The sequence below is a fragment of the Olsenella sp. kh2p3 genome, assembly GCA_900119625.1.
Taxonomy (GTDB): Bacteria; Actinomycetota; Coriobacteriia; order Coriobacteriales; family Atopobiaceae; genus Tractidigestivibacter.
Window position 1 is genome coordinate 624009 of record FPKD01000001.1, and the last position, 23227, is coordinate 647235.

Annotated in this window: 18 protein-coding genes; 5 read left to right on the plus strand and 13 right to left on the minus strand. The window is 60.9% G+C overall.

The window, feature by feature from the left end:
* The first annotated feature begins 60 nt into the window (after positions 1–60).
* Entirely contained in the window at positions 61–1464 is a 1404-nt protein-coding gene (amrA, locus tag BT122_RS02820) for an AmmeMemoRadiSam system protein A (protein ID WP_072354487.1), read from the plus strand.
* A complete protein-coding gene (locus BT122_RS02825) occupies positions 1461–2306 on the plus strand; it encodes a radical SAM protein (protein WP_072354488.1) in 846 nt (281 codons plus the stop codon). Before amrA ends, BT122_RS02825 begins: the two co-directional genes overlap by 4 nt.
* A gap of 25 nt (positions 2307–2331) precedes the next feature.
* On the opposite strand, the gene BT122_RS02830 is transcribed toward BT122_RS02825, so the two are convergent.
* The 3 genes from BT122_RS02830 to BT122_RS02840 form a co-directional block, all read right to left on the minus strand.
* A complete protein-coding gene (locus BT122_RS02830; protein WP_072354489.1) occupies positions 2332–3693 on the minus strand; it encodes an ATP-binding protein in 1362 nt (453 codons plus the stop codon).
* A 532-nt stretch (positions 3694–4225) separates the two neighbouring features.
* Positions 4226–5920 carry a glucose-6-phosphate isomerase gene (pgi, locus tag BT122_RS02835; RefSeq protein ID WP_072354490.1) on the minus strand — a complete coding sequence of 565 codons (1695 nt, stop codon included), beginning with the start codon at positions 5918–5920 and terminating at the stop codon, positions 4226–4228.
* 68 nt (positions 5921–5988) lie between these two features.
* The gene (locus BT122_RS02840; protein ID WP_072354491.1) at positions 5989–6546 is read right to left on the minus strand and encodes a hypothetical protein; all 558 of its coding nucleotides are present in this window, start codon (positions 6544–6546) and stop codon (positions 5989–5991) included.
* Positions 6547–6703: 157 nt separating this feature from the next.
* Between BT122_RS02840 and trxA the strand changes: the two genes are divergently transcribed.
* Complete coding sequence (gene trxA, locus BT122_RS02845) at positions 6704–7024, plus strand: thioredoxin (RefSeq protein ID WP_072354492.1); 321 nt, start codon at positions 6704–6706, stop codon at positions 7022–7024.
* A 116-nt stretch (positions 7025–7140) separates the two neighbouring features.
* A complete protein-coding gene (locus tag BT122_RS02850; protein ID WP_072354493.1) occupies positions 7141–7818 on the plus strand; it encodes a phosphatase PAP2 family protein in 678 nt (225 codons plus the stop codon).
* Positions 7819–8232: 414 nt separating this feature from the next.
* On the opposite strand, the gene BT122_RS02860 is transcribed toward BT122_RS02850, so the two are convergent.
* The 5 genes from BT122_RS02860 to BT122_RS02880 all read right to left on the minus strand — a co-directional run bounded on the left by BT122_RS02860 (position 8233) and on the right by BT122_RS02880 (position 14158).
* Positions 8233–8973, minus strand: coding sequence for a Spy0128 family protein (locus BT122_RS02860; protein WP_072354495.1), 741 nt, complete (start codon positions 8971–8973; stop codon positions 8233–8235).
* A complete protein-coding gene (gene srtB / locus BT122_RS02865; RefSeq protein ID WP_072354496.1) occupies positions 8954–9895 on the minus strand; it encodes a class B sortase in 942 nt (313 codons plus the stop codon). Before srtB ends, BT122_RS02860 begins: the two co-directional genes overlap by 20 nt.
* Entirely contained in the window at positions 9896–10993 is a 1098-nt protein-coding gene (locus tag BT122_RS02870) for a DUF7601 domain-containing protein (RefSeq protein ID WP_072354497.1), read from the minus strand.
* 61 nt (positions 10994–11054) lie between these two features.
* Positions 11055–11609 carry a signal peptidase I gene (lepB, locus tag BT122_RS02875; RefSeq protein WP_072354498.1) on the minus strand — a complete coding sequence of 185 codons (555 nt, stop codon included), beginning with the start codon at positions 11607–11609 and terminating at the stop codon, positions 11055–11057.
* A complete protein-coding gene (locus BT122_RS02880; protein WP_143189949.1) occupies positions 11609–14158 on the minus strand; it encodes a VWA domain-containing protein in 2550 nt (849 codons plus the stop codon). The genes lepB and BT122_RS02880 overlap by 1 nt, the downstream gene beginning before the upstream one ends.
* A 195-nt stretch (positions 14159–14353) precedes the next feature.
* Here BT122_RS02880 and BT122_RS02885 point away from each other — a divergent pair, with 195 nt between their 5' ends.
* Positions 14354–15208 (plus strand): LytR/AlgR family response regulator transcription factor, encoded by an 855-nt coding sequence (locus BT122_RS02885; protein WP_072354500.1) that lies wholly within the window; start codon positions 14354–14356, stop codon positions 15206–15208.
* 36 nt (positions 15209–15244) lie between these two features.
* Here the strand turns inward: BT122_RS02885 and BT122_RS02890 are convergent, their stop codons facing one another.
* The 5 genes from BT122_RS02890 to nifJ form a co-directional block, all read right to left on the minus strand.
* Complete coding sequence (locus BT122_RS02890; RefSeq protein ID WP_059052707.1) at positions 15245–15706, minus strand: metallophosphoesterase family protein; 462 nt, start codon at positions 15704–15706, stop codon at positions 15245–15247.
* Positions 15707–15734: 28 nt separating this feature from the next.
* Positions 15735–16454 carry a LytR/AlgR family response regulator transcription factor gene (locus BT122_RS02895; protein WP_174519234.1) on the minus strand — a complete coding sequence of 240 codons (720 nt, stop codon included), beginning with the start codon at positions 16452–16454 and terminating at the stop codon, positions 15735–15737.
* Positions 16455–16539: 85 nt separating this feature from the next.
* Complete coding sequence (locus tag BT122_RS02900) at positions 16540–17880, minus strand: sensor histidine kinase (protein WP_072354501.1); 1341 nt, start codon at positions 17878–17880, stop codon at positions 16540–16542.
* Positions 17873–19096, minus strand: a complete 1224-nt coding sequence (locus BT122_RS02905) for a glycosyltransferase family protein (RefSeq protein WP_072354502.1) — start codon at positions 19094–19096, stop codon at positions 17873–17875. Before BT122_RS02905 ends, BT122_RS02900 begins: the two co-directional genes overlap by 8 nt.
* A gap of 351 nt (positions 19097–19447) precedes the next feature.
* Positions 19448–23002, minus strand: a complete 3555-nt coding sequence (nifJ, locus tag BT122_RS02910) for a pyruvate:ferredoxin (flavodoxin) oxidoreductase (protein WP_072354503.1) — start codon at positions 23000–23002, stop codon at positions 19448–19450.
* Positions 23003–23227: the final 225 nt, after the last annotated feature.

The following is a 23227-nucleotide window of genomic DNA, read 5'->3' on the forward strand; positions in this document are numbered from 1 at the left end:
GGTGATCGTCCCCCGCTCCAACGGGTATTGACTCTGGTAGCGACCAAGGAGGTCCCTGCCATGAGCATTGTTGCCGCATTCGCCGTTCCGCATCCGCCACTCATCATCCCGGGCGTAGGCTCCGGCAAGGAGAAGATCGCCTCCACCATCGCCGCGTATGACGAGGTGGGGCGCCGCGTTGCCGAGCTTGCGCCAGACACCGTGGTGATCTCGAGCCCCCACGCCGTGATGTACGCGGACTACATCCACATCTCCCCCGGGCGCGGCGCCCAAGGCGGCTTCTCCATGTTCGGGGCGCCGCAGGCCCGCTACGAGGCCGTCTATGACCAGGAGTTTGTTCGCGCGCTCGCACACGCGTGCGCGCAGGAGGGCCTCTCCGCCGGCTGCGAGGGCGAGCGCGACCCCACGCTCGACCACGGGACCATGATTCCGCTTCACTTCATCCAGCGCCACACCAAGGACTTCCAGGTGGTGCGCATGGGGATCTCGGGCCTCTCGCCAGAGGACCACTACCGCATGGGCATCCTGGTCCAGCGCGTCGCCCGCGAGCTTGGCAGGCGCGTGGCCTACGTGGCGTCCGGCGACCTTTCCCACAAGCTGCTCAAGAGCGGTCCTTACGGCTTTGCACCCGAGGGGCCACAGTTTGACGAGAAGGTCACGCATGCCTTCTCGACCGGCGACCTCCTGCCCCTGCTCACGATGGACCGCGGCTTTGCCGAGCGCGCCGCTGAATGCGGGCTGCGCAGCTTCCAGATCATGGCGGGCGCGCTTGACCGCACCGCCATCAAGCCCGAGCTCCTCTCTTACGAGGGGCCCTTTGGCGTGGGCTATGGCGTGGCAGCATTCACGCCCGTGGGCGAGGAGGGCGCGGACGAGAGCCGCGCGCTTCTCGAGCAGTACGAGGCATTCCACAAGGCAGACCTCGCGCGCCGAAGGGCGTCGGAGGACCCGTACGTCTCTTTGGCACGCCTCTCGCTCGAGACCTATGTGCGCGAGCGCCGGCGCATTACGCCGGACGAGAAGCCCGGTCTGCCCGCCGAGTTGCTCTCGATCCGCGCCGGCGCGTTTGTCTCGCTCAAGAAGGACGGCGAGCTGCGCGGCTGCATTGGCACCATTGCGCCCACGCAGGACAACCTTGCCGAGGAGATCTGCGCGAACGCCATCTCCGCCGGTCGACACGACCCACGCTTCCCGCCGGTCACGGCAGGCGAGATGGACGAGCTCGTCTACGACGTGGACGTGCTTGGCGCGCCGGAGGCCGTGAAGTCCGCTGACCAGCTGGACCCCGAGCGCTATGGCGTCATCGTGAGCTGTGCGGATGGCCGGCGCGGGCTTCTCCTGCCAGACCTGGACGGCATAGACACGGTCTCTGAGCAGCTGCGCATTGCGGCGGCCAAGGGACACATCGACCTCAGACGCGATGACTGCACGCTCGAGCGCTTTGAGGTCGTGAGGCACACGTGAGCCGTAGCGCAACATGCGACGTCTGCTGGCGCCACTGCGCAATTCCCGAAGGCGGCGCGGGCTTTTGCCGTGCGCGCACCTGCCAGGATGGCTGCGTGGTGGCAGAGAACTACGGCAGGCTCACCTCTGTGGCGATAGACCCCGTCGAGAAGAAGCCGCTGGCAGAGTGGCATCCCGGCGCACGCGTGCTCTCGGTTGGGAGCTATGGGTGCAACATGCGCTGCCCGTTCTGCCAGAACCACGAGATATCGCAGGCGGGCGCAGGCGGCGTGCCCTGGCGCGAGGTCTTGCCGCAGGAGCTTGTGGACCTGGCTCTGGAGTGCGCCGAGCGCGACCCGAGCGTCATTGGCATTGCGCACACGTACAACGAGCCGCTGGTTGGCTGGGAGTACGTGCAGGACTGCTCGATTCTGGCCCGTAGGGCGGGCCTTGCCAACGTGCTGGTGTCAAACGGCTGCGTCAGTGCCCACGTGGTCGACAATCTGGCACCGCTCATCGACGCCGCGAACATCGACCTCAAGTGCTTCTCGGCCGATGGATACCGCGAGCTGGGTGGCAGCTTTGAGGACGTGCATCACACCATCGAGGTACTGGGGACGAGCAAGACGTGCCACCTCGAGGTGACCACCCTCGTGGTGCCCGGGGTGAGCGACTCCGAGGCCGCCATGCGCGAGGGGGCGGTATGGCTTTCCGGCGTGGACGAGAACATCGTGCTGCACGTCACGCGCTTCTTCCCGCGTTGGCACATGGCCGGTGCCCAGCCCACGCCGGTTGAGACCGTTATGCGCCTCGCGGATGTTGCGCGAGAGTACCTGCCGCATGTCCACGTGGGCAACTGCTAGAGGCAGGGGTTGGCTGGCTACCCTCCTATTCCCCAATCGCGAATGCTGCGTAGAGAGGCAGCGCTCTTAGCTCAGCACCCGCCTCGCTGGTGTTACGCGAGAAGTTCTGTTCAGAGAGCCTTATGGCATACGGCGAGCTACCCTCTGCCATAAGGTGTTTCAGACTTCTCGCGCGTACGTTGCGTGCCGACTTCACCTCAATGGGCACTACCTCTGCGCGGTCATTCTGGAAGATGAAATCGACTTCGCCTCGTGAAGAGTCTTCGTCGGGCATCCAGTAGAACGTCTTGATGCTGTTCGCCCGCAGAGACTGCATCACGAAGTTCTCAGCCAGCGCGCCACGAAAATCCGACGAGAGCTGCGCGACAAGCGCCGTGTCCAGGAAGAGAGACGGGGCGATGCCAAACTTCTTAAACATGACCCCCGTATCCGCAACATACACCTTGAAGTAGCTGCCCTCCTCGTCGTTATATGGACTCAGCGGAGCGCGCGTGTCCTTGGTGAGCTCGTTGCGTGTCACAATTCCGGCAGCCTCAAGCCACTCCAAGGGCTCCAACAGGCGGGAGCGCCTGCCACCACGCACCACATCGGCATACTTGAACTTCTTGGTAGAAGCACGCAGGAGCTGCTTGGGCAGGCTGTCCCAGATGCGTTTGGCGGATATGCCGCTGATGCCATTCTCGGGATCGGTCATATCTGCCGTGTAGGTAGCATCAATCTCCGCAAGCTCGTCCATGACCACATCAAGCGAGCCGGTTTCAAGCCACTCGCGGAGCGGTTTGGGCATACCTCCCACCACGAGAAAACGGTGATACAAATCAAGCGCGCGTTCATGAAGCACATACGGCTCGCAGCTCCGCGCGTGTTCGCGAATGGCATTTGCCATGGGTTTCTCGCCAAACGCCCAGAGGAACTCCTCAAAGTCCATGGGATGCATCTCGAGCTGGCGGACGCCTGATGGAAAAGGAAGCTGACGGTTTTTTGTGGTCACGCCCAGGAGACTCCCGCTCGCAATGACCCGCCATGGTGAGTCGGCGAAGAACCGCAGAGAGTTTAACGCCTTCTCGGACAGCTGCACCTCGTCAAAGAAGAGCAGCGCGTGCTCTGGATCCAGAGCGAGGCGCTTGTATTCAGCGATTCTCGACGTAATGCGATTGAGATCATCCGTAGGGCCATCGAAGATTCGCTCGATGGTCTCAAGATCGGTCTGGAAGTCGAGCTTGACGAGCCCCCTTCCAGCAAGTTCTTGGCCCACGTGCTCTATGACGCTTGTCTTGCCTGTACGACGGGCTCCACTAATGAGCAGCGGGTGCATATCCCCACGCTTAAACCAGGCGCGAATAGCGTCCTCGATCTTTCTCTCCATGTAGATGGAACCCTGTGGCATGAGTTTCTCCGTCCCCAGGTGCATTTGTCACGATAATAGAACTGTTTGCCCAGGATGTACACGTTTTTATGTAATTTCGTGTACACGCTGTACACGTTTTTACGTAATTTCGTGTACACGCTGTACACGAAATTACGCACTGCGAGGAGGCTGTTGCGATACTGTGCCGCGTGATTCCACCGCAGCGGCGATTTCCTGCGGTTGATAATGCCCCTTCGGCGAGAAATGCGCTCCGGAGAGGGGACTTCGTACGGGATTCCGTACGAGATGAGTCCTCCGGAGAGAAATGGACGCCAGAGGGAAGACTACGTACAACATCGCTGCGATAAAGAGCCCTCCGGCGAGAAATGGACGCCAGAGGGCGCGTTTCGTGCGCAAGTGCTGCAAAAGGGGCCTCTCGTGTGCAAAAAAGACGCACGAAAGGCCCCTTTGTACGTGATTGCTGCTAAAACACCTGCTCCGGCGCCAAAAAGACGCCGGAGGTGAGGTTCTGGTCGCAGCCCGCACGGCCGGACGGCCGTGCGGCAATCGCCTACTCCCTGTGAGCGCGATAGAACGCGATGAGCGCCTGGGTCGACGCGTCCTGCTGCGCTAGCGCCTCGTCGTCGTGGAACGCGGGCGTAATCTGCTTGGCAAGCTGCTTGCCAAGCTCAACGCCCCACTGGTCGAAGGAGTCAATCCCCCACACCGTACCCTCGACAAACACGATGTGCTCGTAAAGCGCAATGAGCTCGCCCAGCGCGTGAGCATCAAGCTTGACGCCAAAGATTGACGTAGTGGGGCGGTTGCCAGAGAAGCAGCGTGCAGGCACCATCCACTCGGGCGTCCCCTCGGCGCGGACCTCGTCGGCAGTCTTGCCAAAGGCGAGGGCCTTGGTCTGCGCAAGGAAGTTGGAGAGGAACAGCTCGTGCACGTCCTGCTCGCCATCCTTGGCGGGGTTGGCCGTATTCGCAAAGGCGATGAAGTCCGCGGGGATAAGGTGCGTGCCCTGGTGAATGAGCTGGTAGAACGAGTGCTGGCCATTGGTGCCTGCCTCGCCCCAGAAGATCTCGCCGGTAGTGGTGGTAACCGGGGTGCCATCCCAGCGCGTGGACTTGCCGTTGGACTCCATCGTGAGCTGCTGGAGGTAGGCCGGGAAGCGATGCAGGTACTGGTTGTACGGAAGCACCGCGTGGCTCTCGGCGCCAAAGAAGTTGTTGTACCACACGTTGATCAGGCCCATGAGTGCCACGACGTTCTTCTCGAGCGGCGTCTCGCAGAAGTAGCGGTCAACGTCATGGAAGCCGGCGAGAAACTGCTCGAAGACCTTGGGCCCAAAGGCAATGATGAGCGAGAGGCCCACCGCGGAGTCCACGGAGTAGCGCCCACCAACCCAGCTCCAGAAGCCAAAGGCGTTCTGCGGGTCAATGCCAAAGTCCTCGACCAGCTTGAGGTTGGTGGAGACGGCCACAAAGTGGTGCTTCACTGCCTCTGCCACAGAGGCATCGGAGCCGTCGATGGCACCGGAAGCCTTAAGGCCGTTGAGCAGCCACGCCTTTGCCTCGCGCGCGTTGGTCATGGTCTCAAGCGTAGTGAAGGTCTTGGAGACGATAATCACCAGCGTGGTCTCGGGGTCGAGGCCCTTGACCTTCTCAGAGATGTCGTTGGGGTCGATGTTGGAGACGTAGCGCACGCTGATGCCGGCGTCCGCGTAGGGCTTCAGGGCCTCGTAGACCATGACCGGACCAAGGTCGGAGCCGCCAATGCCAATAGAGACCACGTTCTTGATAGCCTTGCCCGTAACGCCCTTCCACTCGCCAGAGCGCACGCGGTCGGCAAAGGCGTACATGCGGTCGAGAACCCCGTGGACGTCGGCCACGCAGTCCTGCCCGTCCACCACAAGCTTTCCAGCATCTGCTGCAGGGCGACGCAGCGCGGTATGCAGCACGGCGCGATCTTCGGTGGTGTTGATGTGGACGCCCTCGAACATGGCCGTGCGGCGTTCCTCCACGCCCGTCTCGCGCGCAAGGTCGCACAGGAGCTTGATTGTCTCCTCGGTCACAAGGTTCTTGGAGAGGTCAAAGTGCAGGTCGTTGAGGTCAAAGGAGAACTTGTCCACACGGTTTGCATCCTCGGCAAACCACTCCTTGAGACTAATGCCATTTGCAACCAGCTTGTCGTGGTGGTCCTGAAGCGCCTTCCAAGCAGCGGTCTTGGTGGCGTCGACGGGTGCGGGAATATTTGGCATGGCGTTGCTCCTTGTCACACTGGACAACATACGCATTAAGGATACCGCGTCTGCCGGGGGCCGGAGCGCTAGAAGGGCTCTCCCAGGGGAGGTATCTGCTTGAGCCATGCCCACATGACCTGCTTCTGGCGCTGATCTCCCAGAGCTGCCGCAAAACCTCCAAGCGCCAGAACGCGGACTCCCCGCACATAGACCACATAACCGGGCTCCAGCATGGCCTCTGGCAGGCTCTGGAGGGAAGCCAGGTTGTCTGCAAAGGCGTCGCGAACGGCCTGCGCCGCCGCATCGTCGCAGCACACAAGGGTTGCTGGGTCCAGCGCCGCCAGCGTCTCGCGTACGACGGAGGCGTCCAGGGCGCCAGCGCTTCCCGGCGCCGGAAGAAAGAGCGTGCACCAGTCCTCCGGCTCGTAGCCCAGCCTGGACAGCGACTTTCTCAGCGCCACGCCATCCGGTCCAGAGAGCAGCTCGGCGCCGTTGCGCTCCTCTGGTGAGAGTTCGCCTTTTGCGAGAACCACGGCCGAGAACGCGTTGCCGCCCATGCGCACGCCGCGCGCCGCGAGCGAGGAGAGCTCAGCCCGAGCCTTTCCCACGTACGCCTCGCGGCGCCTATCCCGCTCCGTTGCCATTGCGTCCTCCCCCACCGCTCACCAGAGCAAGCGACCACTCACATGTGATAATGGAGATAGCATTTTGCGCCCCATGTCACACCCAGTGTAAATCGGGTATAAGCCGTTTCGACACGAAACCGCGGGCGAAGGCGTCCGCATCCGCTGGGAGGCAGACATGGCTACAACCCCTATTACTACCGATAAGTTCGACTCCATCGTATCCGGCTCCGCAAAGCCCGTCCTCGTTGACTTCTGGGCTTCCTGGTGCGGCCCCTGCCGTGCTCTTGGCCCCGTGGTCGAGGAGATTTCTGGCGAGCTGAGCGACAAGCTCGACGTCTACAAGTGCAACGTGGACGAGGAGGCGGATCTTGCCACCAGGTTCCGCATTGTCTCCATCCCCACGCTCATCCTGTTCAAGAACGGCAAGCCCGTCCACACCATGGTGGGCAACATGCCCAAGGCCGAGCTCAAGAAGGAGCTGGAGGCGTACCTGTAAGGGACAACGCGGGGCATGCGCTACGCAGCATGCCCTAGACTTGTGCTTAACGCGGGGCGGATGCCTTCTCGGCGTCCGCCCCTTCTGGTATCACGCGAACTGGAAAGGACTCCCGCATGGCCGAACATCTTGCAGAGAAGGGCCACACGTTTCGAAGGCTCCTGCGAGAGAACCTGCGCCTTGTCCTTGCGGCAGCTGCGGCCTGCATCTTTATCTGGCTTCTTGAGGAGGTTGGCGAGGGCGAGCTCACCAAGCTCGATTCCGGTGCCTACCTGCTCTTTGTTCAGACTCTACGCCAACCGTGGCTCACACCGTACATGGAGTCCATCTCCGAGCTTGCGCAACCGGTGGTGCTTCTCGTCATGCTGCTGGCAGTGGAGGCGTTTGCCCCGGGCCGCAGGCCGGGCACCTGCGCTGCCGTAAACCTAGTGTGCGCCGTTGCGTTGAATGTCCTGCTCAAGCAGTTCGTTCAGCGGCCAAGGCCAGATGGGTTCCGCCTCATTGCCGAGACGGGCTATAGCTTCCCCTCCGGGCACTCCATGGTGGCGATGGCATTCTACGGGCTTCTTGCCTGGATGGTATGGCACTACGAGCGCGACCGACTCGTGCGCTGGCTGTGCGTGATCGGCTTTGGCCTGGTGATTGTCCTTATCGGCATCAGTCGCATCTACCTGGGCGTCCACTACGCTTCTGACGTGCTTGCCGGCTTCTGCGTGTCTCTCATCTGGCTCGCGCTCTACACCAAGCTCGTGGTGCCCTTGCTCATGGACGAGAAGGTCACCGAGCACGAATGAGGAAGTCATCGCGCACGAATACAATGACGCCAACGCAAGGGTTTCCTGCGCAGAGGCTGCAAGGATGCGACCTCGGCGAGAAAATGACGCCGGAGCTGGGGTTTCCAACGGGATTCCGTACGAAATGCGCCCTCCGGCGCCGAAAAGACGCCAGAGACGAGGTTCCGTTCTTCTCCGCTGCGGAAATGCTCCTCTCGGCGAGAACATGACGCCGGGAGGAGCCTTTTGTACACGATTGCTGCTGTAACACGCCCTCCGGCGAGATTGCAACGCCGGAGCTGGGGTTCCCGACGGGATTCCGTACGAGATGTGCCCTCCGGCGCCGAAAAGACGCCGGAGGGCACAGCAGATTAGTATTTTTGTCGAAAAGAAGACCTCGGGCGTCGCACAAGCGCCGGACGCCCAACACCGCGCTTACGACCTCGCCGCACGCTCCTTCTTCTTGCGACGAATGGCCATGACAACTAGCACGGCGCCACCAATGCAGATAGCAGTGCTCAGCTGGATGAGCCCCCACGTAGAGTCACCAGCCACAGGAAGCTTGACGCCCAGAATCTCGACGGGCTTCTCGGGCTCAGGCACAGGCTCGGGTTGTCCCTCAAAGCTGTGCGAGAACGACGCGGCGTCCGGCTTATAGCCATCGGACTCACGCCTGATCACCACATGCGATACTGCAAGGCTGTCGTCAGCATTGTTGACCTCGATCTCGACGTCGTAGACGGTATCGTCCACGGTGAGCCCTTCAGTCCCCGAGGGGTCCGTGACGCAACGCAGCTGATAGGAGAAGACGCCCGCATGCGAGAAGGTCAGTGCATCCGCCGCAGCAGTGTTCCCCAGCGTCAGCGAAATGTCCTTGCTCGTATCGCCATCCAGGGTAAACGTGTAGGTGTCGCCCTCCGCATTAGCTGGCAGCGGCGCCACGCCGTCCCTTCCCTCAACACGCGTGAGCTGGTAGGTGAAGGTGCTGCTCAGCTCCTCGGGGACCATGCCGGTCTTCGAGAACTCCTGCTCCACGGTGAAGTGGTCGACAACGGCTGCAAGCGCACGCGAAGGCGCGGCGAGCAGGGCAACCGCAATGGCCATCGCAAGCATGCAGACGGCAGCGAGGGCATGCGCCCGCGCCCGTGCGTACAGCCTATCCTCTATCGCGCCCATCTATCCTTCTCCTCCTGTTGTTCCCGCTGCGTTTCCGCGAAGGTGCGCCAACCACCCACGCAATGAGCAGGAACACGAGCAACCCAATACCAATCTTTGCCCATAGCGCCAAACCCTTGTCGGCGGTGCCGGAAAGCGTCCTGGAGACACTCTCGTCGGTGAAGGTGTTCTCGTACGTCTCATCCGTGATGCGAGCCACCACAATGTGGCGGTCATTGGTCCCGGACCCGCACGTCGAGAGCACCAGCACGTGATCGCTCTCGCCGATCGCACCATCTCGCCAGAACTTGGCGTGAGCCTTTAGATAGGCTAGGAACTCAGCCATAGATGGAGAGCTCCCAACCGTCGTGCTATAGACAACTTCGTCGTACGCATCGGCAAGAAGGTAGGCGCATATCTCAACGCCGTGGTTCTTGCCGCCGTAGTAGATGTTGCCGTACCTGTGCTGCCAGAAGAATTCCTCGTCACCAAACTTGTCCAGGTCGCCAAACATGAGGGAGTTCTCCATGTGGTGGCCAAAGATTACCGTACTTGGGTCTGTGAAGTCCCGCGCATTGCGGTAATCCAGGAAAAGCGAGCCGGAAAGGGCAAACTCGCCCTTTGCGTTGGTGTTGAGGTACTTCTCGTTGTCTGGCCCCTGAACCAGCGGGTAGTCAACGCCTGTTCCGTAGAGTGTGAGCCAACCAACCACGTCTGAGTTGGATGCCGCAAGCTCTTCGAAGCTTGGGTCGTCGTTCTCTGCCGGACGATACGAGGCAAAGTTCTCCTCGCTTGCCTGGCTCTCCACCCGGTTGTTGTCGAGCACCGAGTAAGCGGTGAAGATAACGACGAGCAGCAACACAGAGAGAACTATCCCGTCGACCAGCCAATTAGCGAGTCGTAGGGCCCCACGGGCCAGCCGACGGGATAGCGAATGGAGCATTTACTTCTCGAGCTTCCTCTTAGCAGCACCGTAGGCAACAACGCCGGCGACGGCAACGCAGCCCAGCATGATGAAGGGCAGGTTGTTGATAACGAGACCCGTGGGGGTCACGTCCTCATGGGTGTTAGTCATAGTGCCGTTGTTGGCGTTCTCACCAATAAGCAGGTTCGCCTGAGAGGCGCTTTCGGTGCCGTTGGTAGTAGCCTTCCAGGACTGGGTGTAGCCATCAACCGCAGTCTCCTGAACAGAATAGGTCGTACCAACGAGGACGTTGGAGAAGGTCACGTCCTGGGCATCAGCAGCCGTGAAGGTGATGGTGCGGGTAGTAGCGCCGTCAGCAGCGTTGTCGAACTTAACAACGGTAGCACCGTTAGCGGTCGCAGTGATAGCGTTCAGGACATCTGCAGCGGTCTTGCCTTCAGGGAGCACAGAGGGAGCGGTGAAGGTCACCGTGAACTCGAACTGCTTGCTCTTGTCACCCTGCTTGCCGGCAACGGACTTGGTGATCGTAAGGTCGGCGTCGTTCTCAGAGGTGTTCTCGGTGTACTTGTTGTCGAACTTTATCTCGTTTGTCTTGTCGGCGTTGGTGGTGGTGGTCACGTCACCCTTGGCAATCACGAAGGAGCTGAACTCAAGACCAGTGTCGCCGTTAACAACGGTGGCAATGAGGGTGTAGACCTGCGGGTCATCCTGGAAGGCACCAAGGCGAGCGGTATTCTGCGTGGCGTTCTCCTTGATGGTCCAAGCGTAGACGCCAGCGTGCGCAAAGGCGCTGGCATCAGACTTGCCACCAAAGGTGATGGCACCTTTGCCAGTGTTGTTTGCGGTGTTGGACGCATCAGTCAGCGTGATGTCAGCAATCGCGGCAGCAGGGCCATCGGTGTAGGTCTTCTCGTTGCCGGTGCCAGTGGAGAGCGCCTTGGGCGTAATGCTATACGTGAAGGTCGCCGACACCGTGGAACCCGGGTTGAGCTCGAGCTGCTTCTGGACCTGCGGTACAGCCGCAGTCGCTGCCAGCGCGGTGCTCACGCCGCCAAACAGAGCCGCAACAAGCGCAATTGCGGACGCAAGTGCGACAAACCCTCTGTTCTTTCTCATCTCATCTTCCTTTCGACGTGCGCCCCAGGGGACGCGACTTGCCTTGTCTATCACACGGCTCTCAGAAGTTCCTTCTCCTGATCACCGTCATGACCTTTCCTTCCGTGCTCGTGTCGATGTCCACCGGGCCGTAGAGCCTGCTGTCCTTCGACTCTGGGCGGTTGTCGCCCATCACGAACACCTGACCTTCGCCTACCGTCACTGGATACGTGATGCCTTCCGTAAACGGCAGCGTCTCGGTGTAAATCTTGTCTTCGCTCTGCAGGTAGCCGTTGATTACCAGCCCGTCTGAGGAGAACTCCACCGTGTCGCCCGCAACCGCAACAACCCTGCGGAGCTCCTTGGAGTCGCCATCGTCGACCACAATCACGTCACCGGCGGCATAGGTCTTCTCCAGGCGGTAGTACACGACCAGGTCCCCCTCTCTGAGCGCTGGCGACATGCTCTCGTCAGGCGCTTGGAACAGACCAAAGACGAAGAGGAACACCATTGCGACAAAGCCCAGAACAAACGCGATCTTGAGGACGAGAAGTAGAAGCTCCGCCGCAAGCGACGGCTCCGAACCCTCGTCCGTGGGCTCTGCGCTCCCCGACGTAGGGGAAAAGTGGCTGGGCATCACTCCCCTCGCACGCCGAGACGCCGGGTTATGGCAACGCACAGGACGGCGGTGATGGCACCCACGCCCAAAACAGCAGGCAGGATGGGAATCCCCTCATTGCCGTCGAGGCCAGTGATAGGAACCAGTGGCTTGGAGTTCGTGAAGCTCACCGTGGTGTCACCGGAGAGGCTGAAGCTTGCCTCAGAGCCGGTCTGCTCGGATGCGTCCCCAACCTTATACGTGGCGGTGTAGCCATCACCGTTAGCCTCGGTGATGGTGACCTGGTCACCGGGGAGCAAGGCACCGCTATCGGGCGCAATGGTCTTGCTGTCGCCACCCTTGAGCGTGTATGTCTTGTTGTCGATGATGGTCTGGTCGCCGCGCTTCACGGTGACGTTGAACGTGAACTCCTTGGTCTTGTCGGCAAGGCCGCCCGTTACAGTCTTCGAGAGCGTGAGCGTAGGATGCTCGCGGTTGGTGACAACAATGTCCTTGTCTTTATCTCCCTGGTGGACGGTAAAGCTGTTGGTGACGTCATTACCCACCTTCACCTCGGTGGTGTAGTCATCCTTGCTCTTACCAGCGGGGTAACCGGTCTCTGTGACGGTATAGGTATCCTCCCAACGCAGGTTGGTTAGGACCTTCCTTTCACCAGGCTTGAGGGTATAGGTCTGATCGTAGGCCTCTCCGCTCTTGGCATCTCCCTTTACGTTCACAGAGAACGTCTGGTCGCTGTTCGTGACTTCGTTACCGTTCTTATCGTAGAGCTTCTTCTGCACCACGAGCAGGACGGGGTCGACTGTAGGCGAGACAAACTTCCCCGTTTGGTCAGCACCAGTAGCGTCCTTGTAATTGATGGTTGTCATGCCATTGGTCTTGTACGACTTGCCATCTGCCTCCGGTGTTGCCGTGAGAATGCTGTCGTCAATCGTGACGCGATAGGTAAGCTCAGCGTACTTGACCGTGGAGTCGCCATCGATGGTGTTGGAGGGCGTTCCGACTTCCCAGCTGATGGTCTTATTGGTCGCATCGTACGTCGCGGTTCCCTGGCTTGTCTTTATGCTGTCCACGCTGCCAGCAGGAATCGTGAAGCCCGTACCCATGGGATCGGTAACACTGGCGTCCTGTACCGCCGCCTTGATGTTACCGGCTATCTCCGTAAAGATCTTCTTGAGTTCCTCTGGCTTTTCCGTCGACTTTGCGTGGTTGTTGGGATCTGTTGCGCATTGAGAAAGGACGCTCTTACCCGTGTCGCCAGCATTCACCGCAACGGTCCACATGGTGTAACCAGCTTTCTTCGCGATGGTCGCCTCGGCGATGGTGCTGTTGCCGTGGTTGTAGTACCAGTCGTAGTACCACAGACTCCATCCGTACGATCCCCCACGGGTCTGCAGAGAATTGCCCTCCCCCACTGCTTCCGCGTCGTAGTCGAACTCCGTTGAAGGAACGCTGGTGTTCGTGTCGTAATGCCAGCCGGTCCACCCACCTACATAACCGTTGTCGACGTAGCCATTCACAAGATTGGTTAGATAGTTCGTAGGGTTTTTGATGTCATAGCTATACGTAGGCTTGCCATCTGACAGAAGCACGATGTTCTTAACGTCTGCAGTCGAGTTCGCGAGAATTGACTCGGCCTGCCTGATTCCGGCCTGGGTAAAGGTGCCACCATCAGCTTTAAGACCATCGATGGCGTCATTGAGTTTGTTTGCGTCGTTCGTTAGAAGCTGATTCGTACTCGCTCTTTTTGCGAACGAGACAATGGCGATGCGCGTGTGCTCATCAGGCAGAAGCGTGCTCACAAACTGCTTTGCAGCCTCCTTAGCCCGCACCATTCGGTTGTTGTCTTTCATGCTGCCCGAGCGGTCAATCACAAGCACGATGTCGCTCGTCTTGGTGGTGTCCTTGCCCTCAACGCGCACCGTGACGTCCCAGGTGTTGACCATCCCGGAAACAGGGGTTGCGGTCTTTGAAAGCTTCACCTCGCCCGGCTGGGTGGGATGGCCAGAGGCTGCCGTGGGCAGCGCCATGAGTCTCATGCCAAGAAGACGACTCGGCGACACGGAGGAGCCAAAGTCCACCTCGGGATAGACGTTCTCGTCGATGGTGCCATCCCCCTCTTCGGGGCCGGCAAGGTGATCGGGGTTCGAGCCAAGGTCCGTCTCGTCCGCAGTCGCGGAACTAGAGCCGTTGGCATCAGCAGCCTTGAAGTTGGCCACATAGGTGGCTGCCTCCTTGGCAGGTGTGAAGGTTGCGCTGGTGCTTACCTCTTCGCCGTCACGCGTCCAATCAACAAAGACATAGCCGTCAGAGGGGGTGGCGGTAACAGCGGCCACTTCGCTGCTGTCATTAGCAGCGAAGGTCTGAACGAGGTTCTCCTCAGGGCCAACGGTACCTCCATCGCCCGCTTTGAAGGTAATGGTGATGGACGGCGCATCCGCGCCCTCAGCGGCATATGCCTGCCCGCCGGCAAGCCCTAAGCCAGCCACCATAAGCGAAACGACAAGCACCGCCAGGGCAACAAGCGATTGCCTCGCGAGCTTTCTATATATAGTTGACGATATGACCAATTAATGCATTATGTATTTATGTGGGCAAATGGGTTATCTATGGTCTTAAGGGGTAGTAGTTAGGTCTTATTTTCCCATTCTCACCTACTGTGACGCTTCATGTCATACACTGGGTCAACGCAACTTCCGGTAGCGCTGATAAACATTTATGCAATGCATATTTATGTCTTGCACTTGGAGAGGGGTGAGCTCGTGATGACAGTCCATAGCGTGCTTGACCTGAGTACCCTGGTGCTTGTCTCGTGTACGTCGGGAATCCCCGAGCAGTGCGCCCCTTACCTCGCAGATGGCTTCACCTTTGTGGGGCCCTTTGGCAAGGGGAGCACGGCCGGCATGCACGCATTCATGGACTACTTCTCTAGGATGGCACCGCTCATCACCAAGCTGGACCTCTCGTTTGGCTGCCCCGTTCTGGTCTTTCAAAACGGCGAGACCTCCGTGGTGTTCATTGGGAGCGCCTCGGGCGAAAGGCATCTTACGGTGTCCCCACGCGCAACGCTCGTTTGGAGCACCAGCACTCCCGAGAAGCCCCAGCTCGTTCACATGCACTTCTCGATTCCACCGATCGAGAAGCGCAGCAATTCGTTTATTCCAATCAACTCGCTGCTCGACTCTGCTGACACCAGAGCTCCCGAGTATGCTTCGCTCATCTACATCCGTGACATCGGGGGAGTTTCTCACGCAGTGCATCCCGACGCCGTTGTGTACCTCGAGGCAGCCCACCAGTACGTGGATGTTCACCTGCTGAGAGAAACGTTTCGCACCAGAAGTTCGCTTTCTGCAATGCTGGACAGGCTTCCGGCCACGTTTGTGCGCGTGCACCGCAGCTTTGCGATCAACGCCAAGCTCGTCACGTCCATGTCGAGCAGCAAGATCACCATGTCAAACGGAGAGCAGATCTACGTTCCGGTTAAGCGCCGTACAGCCGTGAGGCACCAGCTTCGCGAGGCAATGGAGGTCAACCCTTACAACGACGCGCCGGCAGCTCATGCCCAGGCGACGGGGGAACCCACGACCAGCGAAGCCACGTCCTCAGCAAACCAGCTGTAGCCACCCACGGCCTCCGACCTTTTCGGAACGCGCGCCTTACTCGGCCTCTTCCAAAGGAATGATGCGAGCCGAGACGACCTTGCCTTCCTCGCAGATGATGCGTCCCATGCTGGGGCCGCCGGAGCGCGGGTAGGTGGGGCTTCCGGGATTCATCATCAGCACGCCAGTTGCACGGTCCTTCTCGACGAACGGGCGATGCGTGTGGCCGCAGATGGCAATGTCGCAGAGCTTGAGGTCTAGCCGCTCGCGGTAATGGCAGACCTCCCAGCGCAACCCGCTCGAGAAGAAGATCTTGACGCGCTTGACCTCGGGGCCAAAGTCGTAGGACCAGTCATTGTTGCCTAGGCACAGCTGGACCGGGGCTATCTGGCTAAGCGTACGGTAGTCCGAGGCAGAGCAGATGTCGCCCGCATGAACTATGGTGTCCGCACCTTGGAGCTGGTCGAGCAGCCTCTTGGAGAGGTATCCGTGCGTGTCCGAGATGATGTCGTAGCGCATCCGTGCTGCCTCGCTACCCACTAGGCCTCTACAGTCCAAGTGCGCGCTTGAGGGCAACCACGCGACGGCGCGAGACCGAGATCTTCTTGCCCTCAATGCCGTTGATGCCAAGCTGGAGTATGCCGCTGGACACGACCTCTACGTCCTCGACGTACTCGAGGTTCACGATGTAGCCGCGGTGCACGCGGAAGAAGCCATGCGGCGCGAGCTTCTGCTCGAGCTTGGCAAGCGAGATGGTGGAGAGGTAGCGGTCGTCATCCGTGTAGATGCAGGAGTAGTCGTCCTTGGCCTCGATGTAGCGAATCTGGTCGATGGGCACAAGGACCTTGCGGCCACTCTTCACCACGGGGATGCGCTCAACCGAGGAGTGGGACTGCGGCTGTGGCTTGACGCGCGACTGGACCTTGTCCAGGGCCTGGTTAAGACGGTCCGTCTCCACCGGCTTCATGAGGTAGTCGATGGCGTCCACGTCAAAGGCCTCAAGCGCATACTCGCTGTAGGCAGTCACAAAGACAACGGCGGGCGGGTTCTTGAGCTTGTGGAGTGCCTCCGCAAGCTGCATGCCGTTGGTCTTGGGCATAGAGACGTCCAGGAAGATGACGTCTGCGCGTGCCTCCATGAGCCGCTCTACCGCTTCGCGTGCGCTTGACGCCTCGGTGATGGCATCCACGCGCCCGGTCTCCTCGAGGAGGTAACGCAGCTCGGAACGGGCGGGAGCCTCGTCATCGACAATCATCGCACGCAGCATTGCAACAACCTACCTTCCGCTGCGGCACACATCCCGCCGCAGACACGCAAAGAAGCATCTTTGCCTACCGTTTACCGTTAGTATGCTACCCCTTGGACCCGTTATGCAACGTCAGGGCCGCCTCGCCCAGTCGCAGGGTCACGCAGGTCCCCTCTCCAGGCTTAGAGATTATCTCCACGCCGGAGCCGGCTCCGTAGAAGCGCTCCACGCGCTCGGCAACGTTCTTGAGGGCGATGCCCGTACCCTTCTCCTCGCCACTGGGCTTAGAGGCCGCGGCAAGGAGCTTGTCTGCCGTCTGCTGGTCCATTCCCAGGCCATCGTCTGCCACCGCTACCAGCACGTCATTGCCGTCCACGGCAACGTGGATGTCTATGTGGAGGGCACCCTCCTCGCGCATGGCGTGACGCACGGAGTTCTCCACGATGGGCTGCACCAGAAACGAGGGCACCGGGAGGCTCTCGCAGCCAGGCTCCACAAACTCCTCCTCCACAATGCGGTCCTCGCCAAAGCGCGCCTTCTCGATCTTGAGGTAGCGCCGCGTCTGCTCCAGCTCGCGCGAGAGGGGGATGAGCTGGTCAGACCCCTCGAGCGTGCGTCGGTAGAACACCGAGAACTCGCGGAGAAGGTCGCGGGCCTTAGTTGGATCGGTGCGCGTGAGCGACGCGATGGTGTTGAGCGTGTTGAAGAGGAAGTGCGGGTTGATCTGCGCCTGAAGTGCCTTTACCTCCGCACGGGCGAGAAGCTCGGCCTGCCGGTCCAGCTCGTAAGACGAGAGCTGCGTCGAGAGAAGCTCTCCGAAGCCCTTCGCAATGGCCAGCTGCGTACGGTCGATGTCTGTGCCGCTGCGGTAGTAGAGCTTGATGGTACCCATGGGCTCATCCTGCACGAGGAGCGGCACGATGATGCCAAACGTGCGCCCAGAGCGGTTCTGCACCAGGTTGAAGTGACGCGTGGTCTGGTCGCCATCGTCCATCGAGACAAAGGTCTCCATGCGCTTGCTCTCGAGGACCTCAAGCGTGGGTACCGTGTTCTCGCTGCCCGGGGCCGTCCCCACGCCATGCTCGCCCTCGTAGGCAAGGACCTTCTTTGTGTTGGTGACGGCTATGCCAACGGCTGCCGTCTCGGGGAGGAGCAGCCTGCAGATGTGTGCTGCGTTATCCGGCGTGAGGCCGTGGTTGCAGCTGCGAAGCGTCTCGGAGGCAATGGCAAGGGTTCTCTCGGTCGCCTCGGCGCGCATGGTGTCCGGCACCAGGTTGATGGTACCAAAGGCGACAATCACCACGGCAAGGCCCGCGCCCGAGAGCATGGACGCAATCACGTTGCCCTCCGCGACGCCCCATGCCACAAGAAGCAGCAGGATTGCCGTCACGGCACTGAGGGCGATGTTGATGACGCTTGGCGAGAGCGAGGTCGAGCGATCACTCATGCGAGCTTCCTTTCGCGGGCGTGCCTGTGCTCAGGAGCTCACGCTGGAGATAGCGACTGTTCCAGATAGACGAGGCAATGCTTGGCCAGATGGTTGCAAACGAGAGGTAGCGTGTAGAGGCCTCCTGCGCGTACTTATCCGCCTCGTGGCAACCGGTTCGAAGGATGCGCAGGTTGTCGGTGCGGTCGCGTCCCACAAGGGCACGGCGGGCAGCCGTTACCCTCACGCGCGAGCGCACCTGTGGAGTAAGCCACGGGCCGGGATACGGCATGAGCGACTCTGGCGTGACGGTGCGCAGGTCTCGGCGGGCGTTCATGGCCTCGAGCTTGCGGTACTCGTAGAACCAGCGGTAGACGTCCTGCATGAAGATGGAGGGCGTGGGCGCCATCTCCTCGGGTGGCTGCATACGCACGTGCCACGTGTTGTCAAACCACACGTCGATGCCATTGGCGCGCAGGTCGAGAAGGTAGTCGAGGTCTTCTCCGCGCGTGATGTAGGGGTCGAAGGGAACCCGCGTGAAGGCGGAGGCGTGGATGGAGCAGCAACCGCCGCAGAGGTAGCTCGAGCGGAGTATGCGGGTGGGCGAGGTGAGGTAGCGCTTCATCATCTCGTTGAAGCCCGCGTGCTTGGACCACAGCTGCTCGCACCACTCCTTCTGGACCGGCGCGTAGGGGGAGCTGCGCACGTCCACATAGCAGCCGCTCTTGGCAAGGATGGGGAGGTCCTGGCGGGTGAGGGAGTCCAGACCGTAGACAGCGTCGATGAGGTAGTCCTCGTTGAGAGCCACCTCGTCATCGTCCATAAAGACCACGGCATCGTGGCCAAATGCCGAGGCCACAGCCAGCCCCATGTTGCGTATGGCGCCACAGCCGCGAAGCGCTATGGGGTCTCCCTGCAGCTTGGCGTACATGCCGGCGCACTGCTCCTGGACTGCGGCAGCTTCCTCGTCGCCAATGACAACGGGGTTCAGGTCCATGTGGTTGCGACAGACGGAGTTCACGCGAGCGCGGGCGGCTTTGGCACACGATGGTGCCGCGACGAGAAGCACAATCACGCGGTCCACGCCTCGCACCTGCTCAAGTGACGAGAGACACATTTCAAGTTCTGGCAGCGGCTTGGTGATGGGCGTGGAGTAGTCGTAGGAGCCGCGTTCTCCCAGCCGGCCGTGAGACTGGCTCTCGGCCCAGTACGAGGGGATCACGATGACGGGATTCACGGCAGCCTCCGGTTGAACGAACGATGGTCGCAGCTTTTCGCAGCGGTAGTTTCCATGGTACCGCACGTGGGCGGCCCCCTGTCCGCCCGGGCAACCAATGCCCCTCTCCGCTGCCCCACCTGTCCACTGCCCCCTGTCCGCTCCCTTTCTTTAGCGGTATTTGAGAATCGGGCTCCATGTTTGCCCAGTTGATGAGTGGCGCAATTCTCAAATACCGCTAAAGAAAGGGATAAAAAGGGAGGGCGAGAAGGAGCGGGCACGGTGGCATACCCACAAGAAAGGGCCCCTGCCGCTGGGCAGGGGCCCTTTCGCTGCACGGACTAGCCGACAGCAGGTATTACTCGGCAGACACTACGCGTCGGCGTACATGTCCTTGAGCTTGAGAAGGTGCGCGTAGCGAGCCATTGCGGCCTCCTCGTTCTCGGCGAAGAGCTCCTGAGCACGGCCGGGGAACTCGTTGACGAGACGAGCATAACGAGCCTCGTTCATCAGGAAGTCCTGGTAGCCACCCTTCGGCTCCTTGGAGTCGAGCGAGAACTTCTTGCCATCGGGCGCAGAAGGATCGAAGCGGAAGAGGTTCCAGTAGCCGCAATCGACGGCGCGCTTCATCTCCTCCTGGCAGTGCATCATGCCGCCCTTCTTGATGGAGTGCATCTCGCAGGGGCTGTAGCCGATGATCAGCGACGGGCCGTTGTAAGCCTCGGCCTCGCGGATGGCCTTGAGAGTCTGCATGGGGTTGGCGCCCATAGCGACCTGAGCGACGTAGATGTAGCCGTAGCTCATGGCAATCTCGGCGAGGGACTTCTTCTTGGTGGTCTTGCCGGCAGCAGCGAACTGCGCAACCTGGCCGAGGTTAGAGGCCTTGGAAGCCTGGCCGCCCGTGTTGGAGTAGACCTCGGTGTCGAAGACAAAGACGTTGACGTCGCGGTTCTGGGCCAGGACGTGGTCAAGGCCGCCAAAGCCGATGTCGTATGCCCAACCGTCGCCGCCGAAGACCCAGAAGGACTTCTTGGTGAGGTAGGACTTCTCGGCCAGGAGCTTCTCAGCCTCAGGGGTGCCAGCGGCCTCGAGCGCCTTGACGAAGGCTGCAGCCGTGGTCTTGGAGGCATCGGCGTCGTTGCGAGCCTCGAGCCAAGCGGTGGCAGCGGCCTTGAGCTCGTCGGAAGCGCCAGACTCGAGCAGTGCCTCGGTCATGGCAACAACGCGGTCACGCTCGGCCTCGTAGCCAACCTCCATACCAAAGCCGTGCTCGGCGTTGTCCTCGAACAGCGAGTTGTTCCACGCGGGACCGTGGCCCTCGGCGTTCGTGGTGTACGGGCAGGTGGCAGCGGGGTTGCCCCAGATGGAGGAGCAGCCGGTAGCGTTGGAGATGAACATGCGGTCGCCGAAGAGCTGGGTCACGAGGCGAGCATAGCTGGTCTCGGCGCAGCCGGCGCAGGAGCCGGAGAACTCAAGCAGCGGCTTGTGGAACTGGGACGCCTTGATGTTGGAGTCGCCGGCGAGCTCGCTCTTCTCGGTGACCTTGTTGACGGCGTAGTCCCAGACCTCTGCCTGATCGGCCTCGGCCTCCTGGGGCACCATCGTGAGGGCGCCGCCCTCCTTGACGTCGCTCTTGGGGCACATGGCGACGCAGTTGTAGCAACCCATGCAGTCGAGCGGGGACACGGCAATGGTGAACTTGTACCCGGTGCCCTTGGGGAGCTTGAGGTCGGTGGTACGCATGGCGGCGGGGGCAGCAGCGGCCTCCTCCTCAGTCATGGCAACCGGACGGATGGTGGCGTGCGGGCACACGTACGAGCAGGTGTTGCACTGGATGCACTTCGTGGGATCCCAACGCGGCACCATAACGGCAACGCCACGCTTCTCGTACGCAGAAGCGCCAAGCTCCCACTGGCCGTCGGCGTGATCCTCGAAGGCGGAGACGGGCAGGCTGTCGCCATCCATCATGTCGATCGGGGTGAGCAGCTCCTTGACCTGCTTCACGATGGCCTCGCGGCCCTCGAGGGTGAGGGTGGAGGGCTCGTCGGTGGCGTTGGCCCAGTCAGCAGGCACCTCGAACTTGCGGTAGGCAGTGGCGCCGGCCTCGATGGCCTTGTGGTTGGCGTCGACGATGGCCTGGCCCTTCTTCATGTAGGACTTGGTCGCAGCGTCCTTCATGTACTTGATGGCGTCCTCGGGCGGGAGCACCTTGGCCAGCGAGAAGAACGCGGACTGGAGCACCGTGTTGGTGCGCTTGCCCATGCCAACCTTGGCAGCAAGGTCGATGGCGTCGATCAGGTAGACGTTGATGTTGTTCTGCGCGATGTAGCGCTTGCCGGCGGCAGGCATCTTCTCGGCAAACTCAGCGTCATCCCACTGGCAGTTCACGAGGAACGTGCCGCCCGGCTTGACGTCGCGAACCATCTTGAAGCCCTTGACGATGTAGCTGGGGTTGTGGCAAGCCACGAAGTCTGCCTTCGTGACGTAGTAGGGCGAGCGGATGGGAGAATCACCAAAGCGCAGGTGGCTGATGGTGACGCCGCCGGTCTTCTTGGAGTCGTACTGGAAGTAGGCCTGGACGTACTTGTCGGTGTGGTCGCCGATGATCTTGATCGAGTTCTTGTTGGCGCCAACCGTACCGTCGCCGCCAAGGCCCCAGAACTTGCACTCGATGGTGCCAGGAGCAGCGGTGTTGGGGGCGTCGGGATCCATGGGCAGCGACAGGTTGGTGACGTCGTCCACGATACCGATGGTGAACTCCTGCTTGGGGGAGTCCTTCTTGAGCTCGTCGTACACGGCGAAGGCTGCCGCAGGCGGCTCGTCCTTGGAACCAAGGCCGTAACGACCACCAATGACGGTGATGTTGGAGAGGCCGGCCTCGTACAGAGCGGAGACGACATCCTCGTAGAGAGGCTCGCCCACGGAGCCGGGCTCCTTGGTGCGGTCGAGGACGGCGATCTTCTTGGTGGTCTCGGGCAGAACGGCCACGAGGTGCTTGATGGAGAACGGACGATACAGGTGGACCTCGATCAGGCCGACCTTCTCACCCTTGGCCACCAGGTAGTCGATGACCTCCTTGAGCGTGTCGCAGAAGGAGCCCATGCAGACCACAACGCGGTCGGCATCGGGAGCGCCGTAGTAGTTGAACGGCTTGTAGTCCGTGCCGATGCGCTTGTTGATCTCGTCCATGTAGGCCTCAACGACGTCGGGGAGCTCGTCGTAGAGGGTGTTGCAGGCCTCGCGGTTCTGGAAGAACGTGTCTCCGTTCTCGTGAGAGCCACGGGCGTGCGGGTGATCAGGGTTGAGTGCGTGGTCGCGGAAGGCCTGCACGGCACCCATGTCGAGCATCTCGCCCAGCTCGTCGAAGTCCCAGGTAGCGACCTTCTGGATCTCGTGGGAGGTGCGGAAGCCGTCGAAGAAGTTGAGGAACGGGGTCTTGCCCTTGACGGCAGCGAGGTGCGCGACAGGGGAAAGGTCCATGACCTGCTGGACGTTGCTCTCGCAGAGCATGGCAAAGCCGGTCTGGCGGCAGGCCATGACGTCGGAGTGGTCGCCAAAGATGTTCAGCGACTGCGTGGCGACGGTACGGGCGCTCACGTGGAAGACCGTGGGGAGCTGCTCGGCAGCGATCTTGTACATGTTGGGGATCATGAGGAGCAGGCCCTGGGATGCGGTATAGGTGCTCGTGAGGGCGCCTGCGCCAAGAGAGCCGTGAACGGTGCCCGCGGCGCCGGCCTCAGACTCCATCTCAACAACCTTGACCGGAGTACCAAAGACATTCTTCATGCCCTTAGCGGCCCACTGGTCGACGTGGTCGGCCATAGGGCTAGACGGCGTGATCGGGTAGATGCCCGCCACCTCCGTGTAGGCATACGACACCCAAGCCGCAGCCTCGTTGCCGTCCATCGACTTGAATTTTCTCGCCATATCCTCTCCTTCTCAGCAATGCCGCCGCCGTGACGGTAGTGCCAAACTTAGCGGCCCGGGGACTAGCTGGCCCCGAGGTTTGTGCCTTGAATACTGCGCAAAGCAGTTACCCAGACAGACTTTATGATACCGCAACGCCCTCGCCTTAATACGGCAACGGGTTTGGCGAGAGCGACAAGGTAGCGTGGCTGTTTAGCAGCTAAATACCCTGTTCTAACTAGGGAT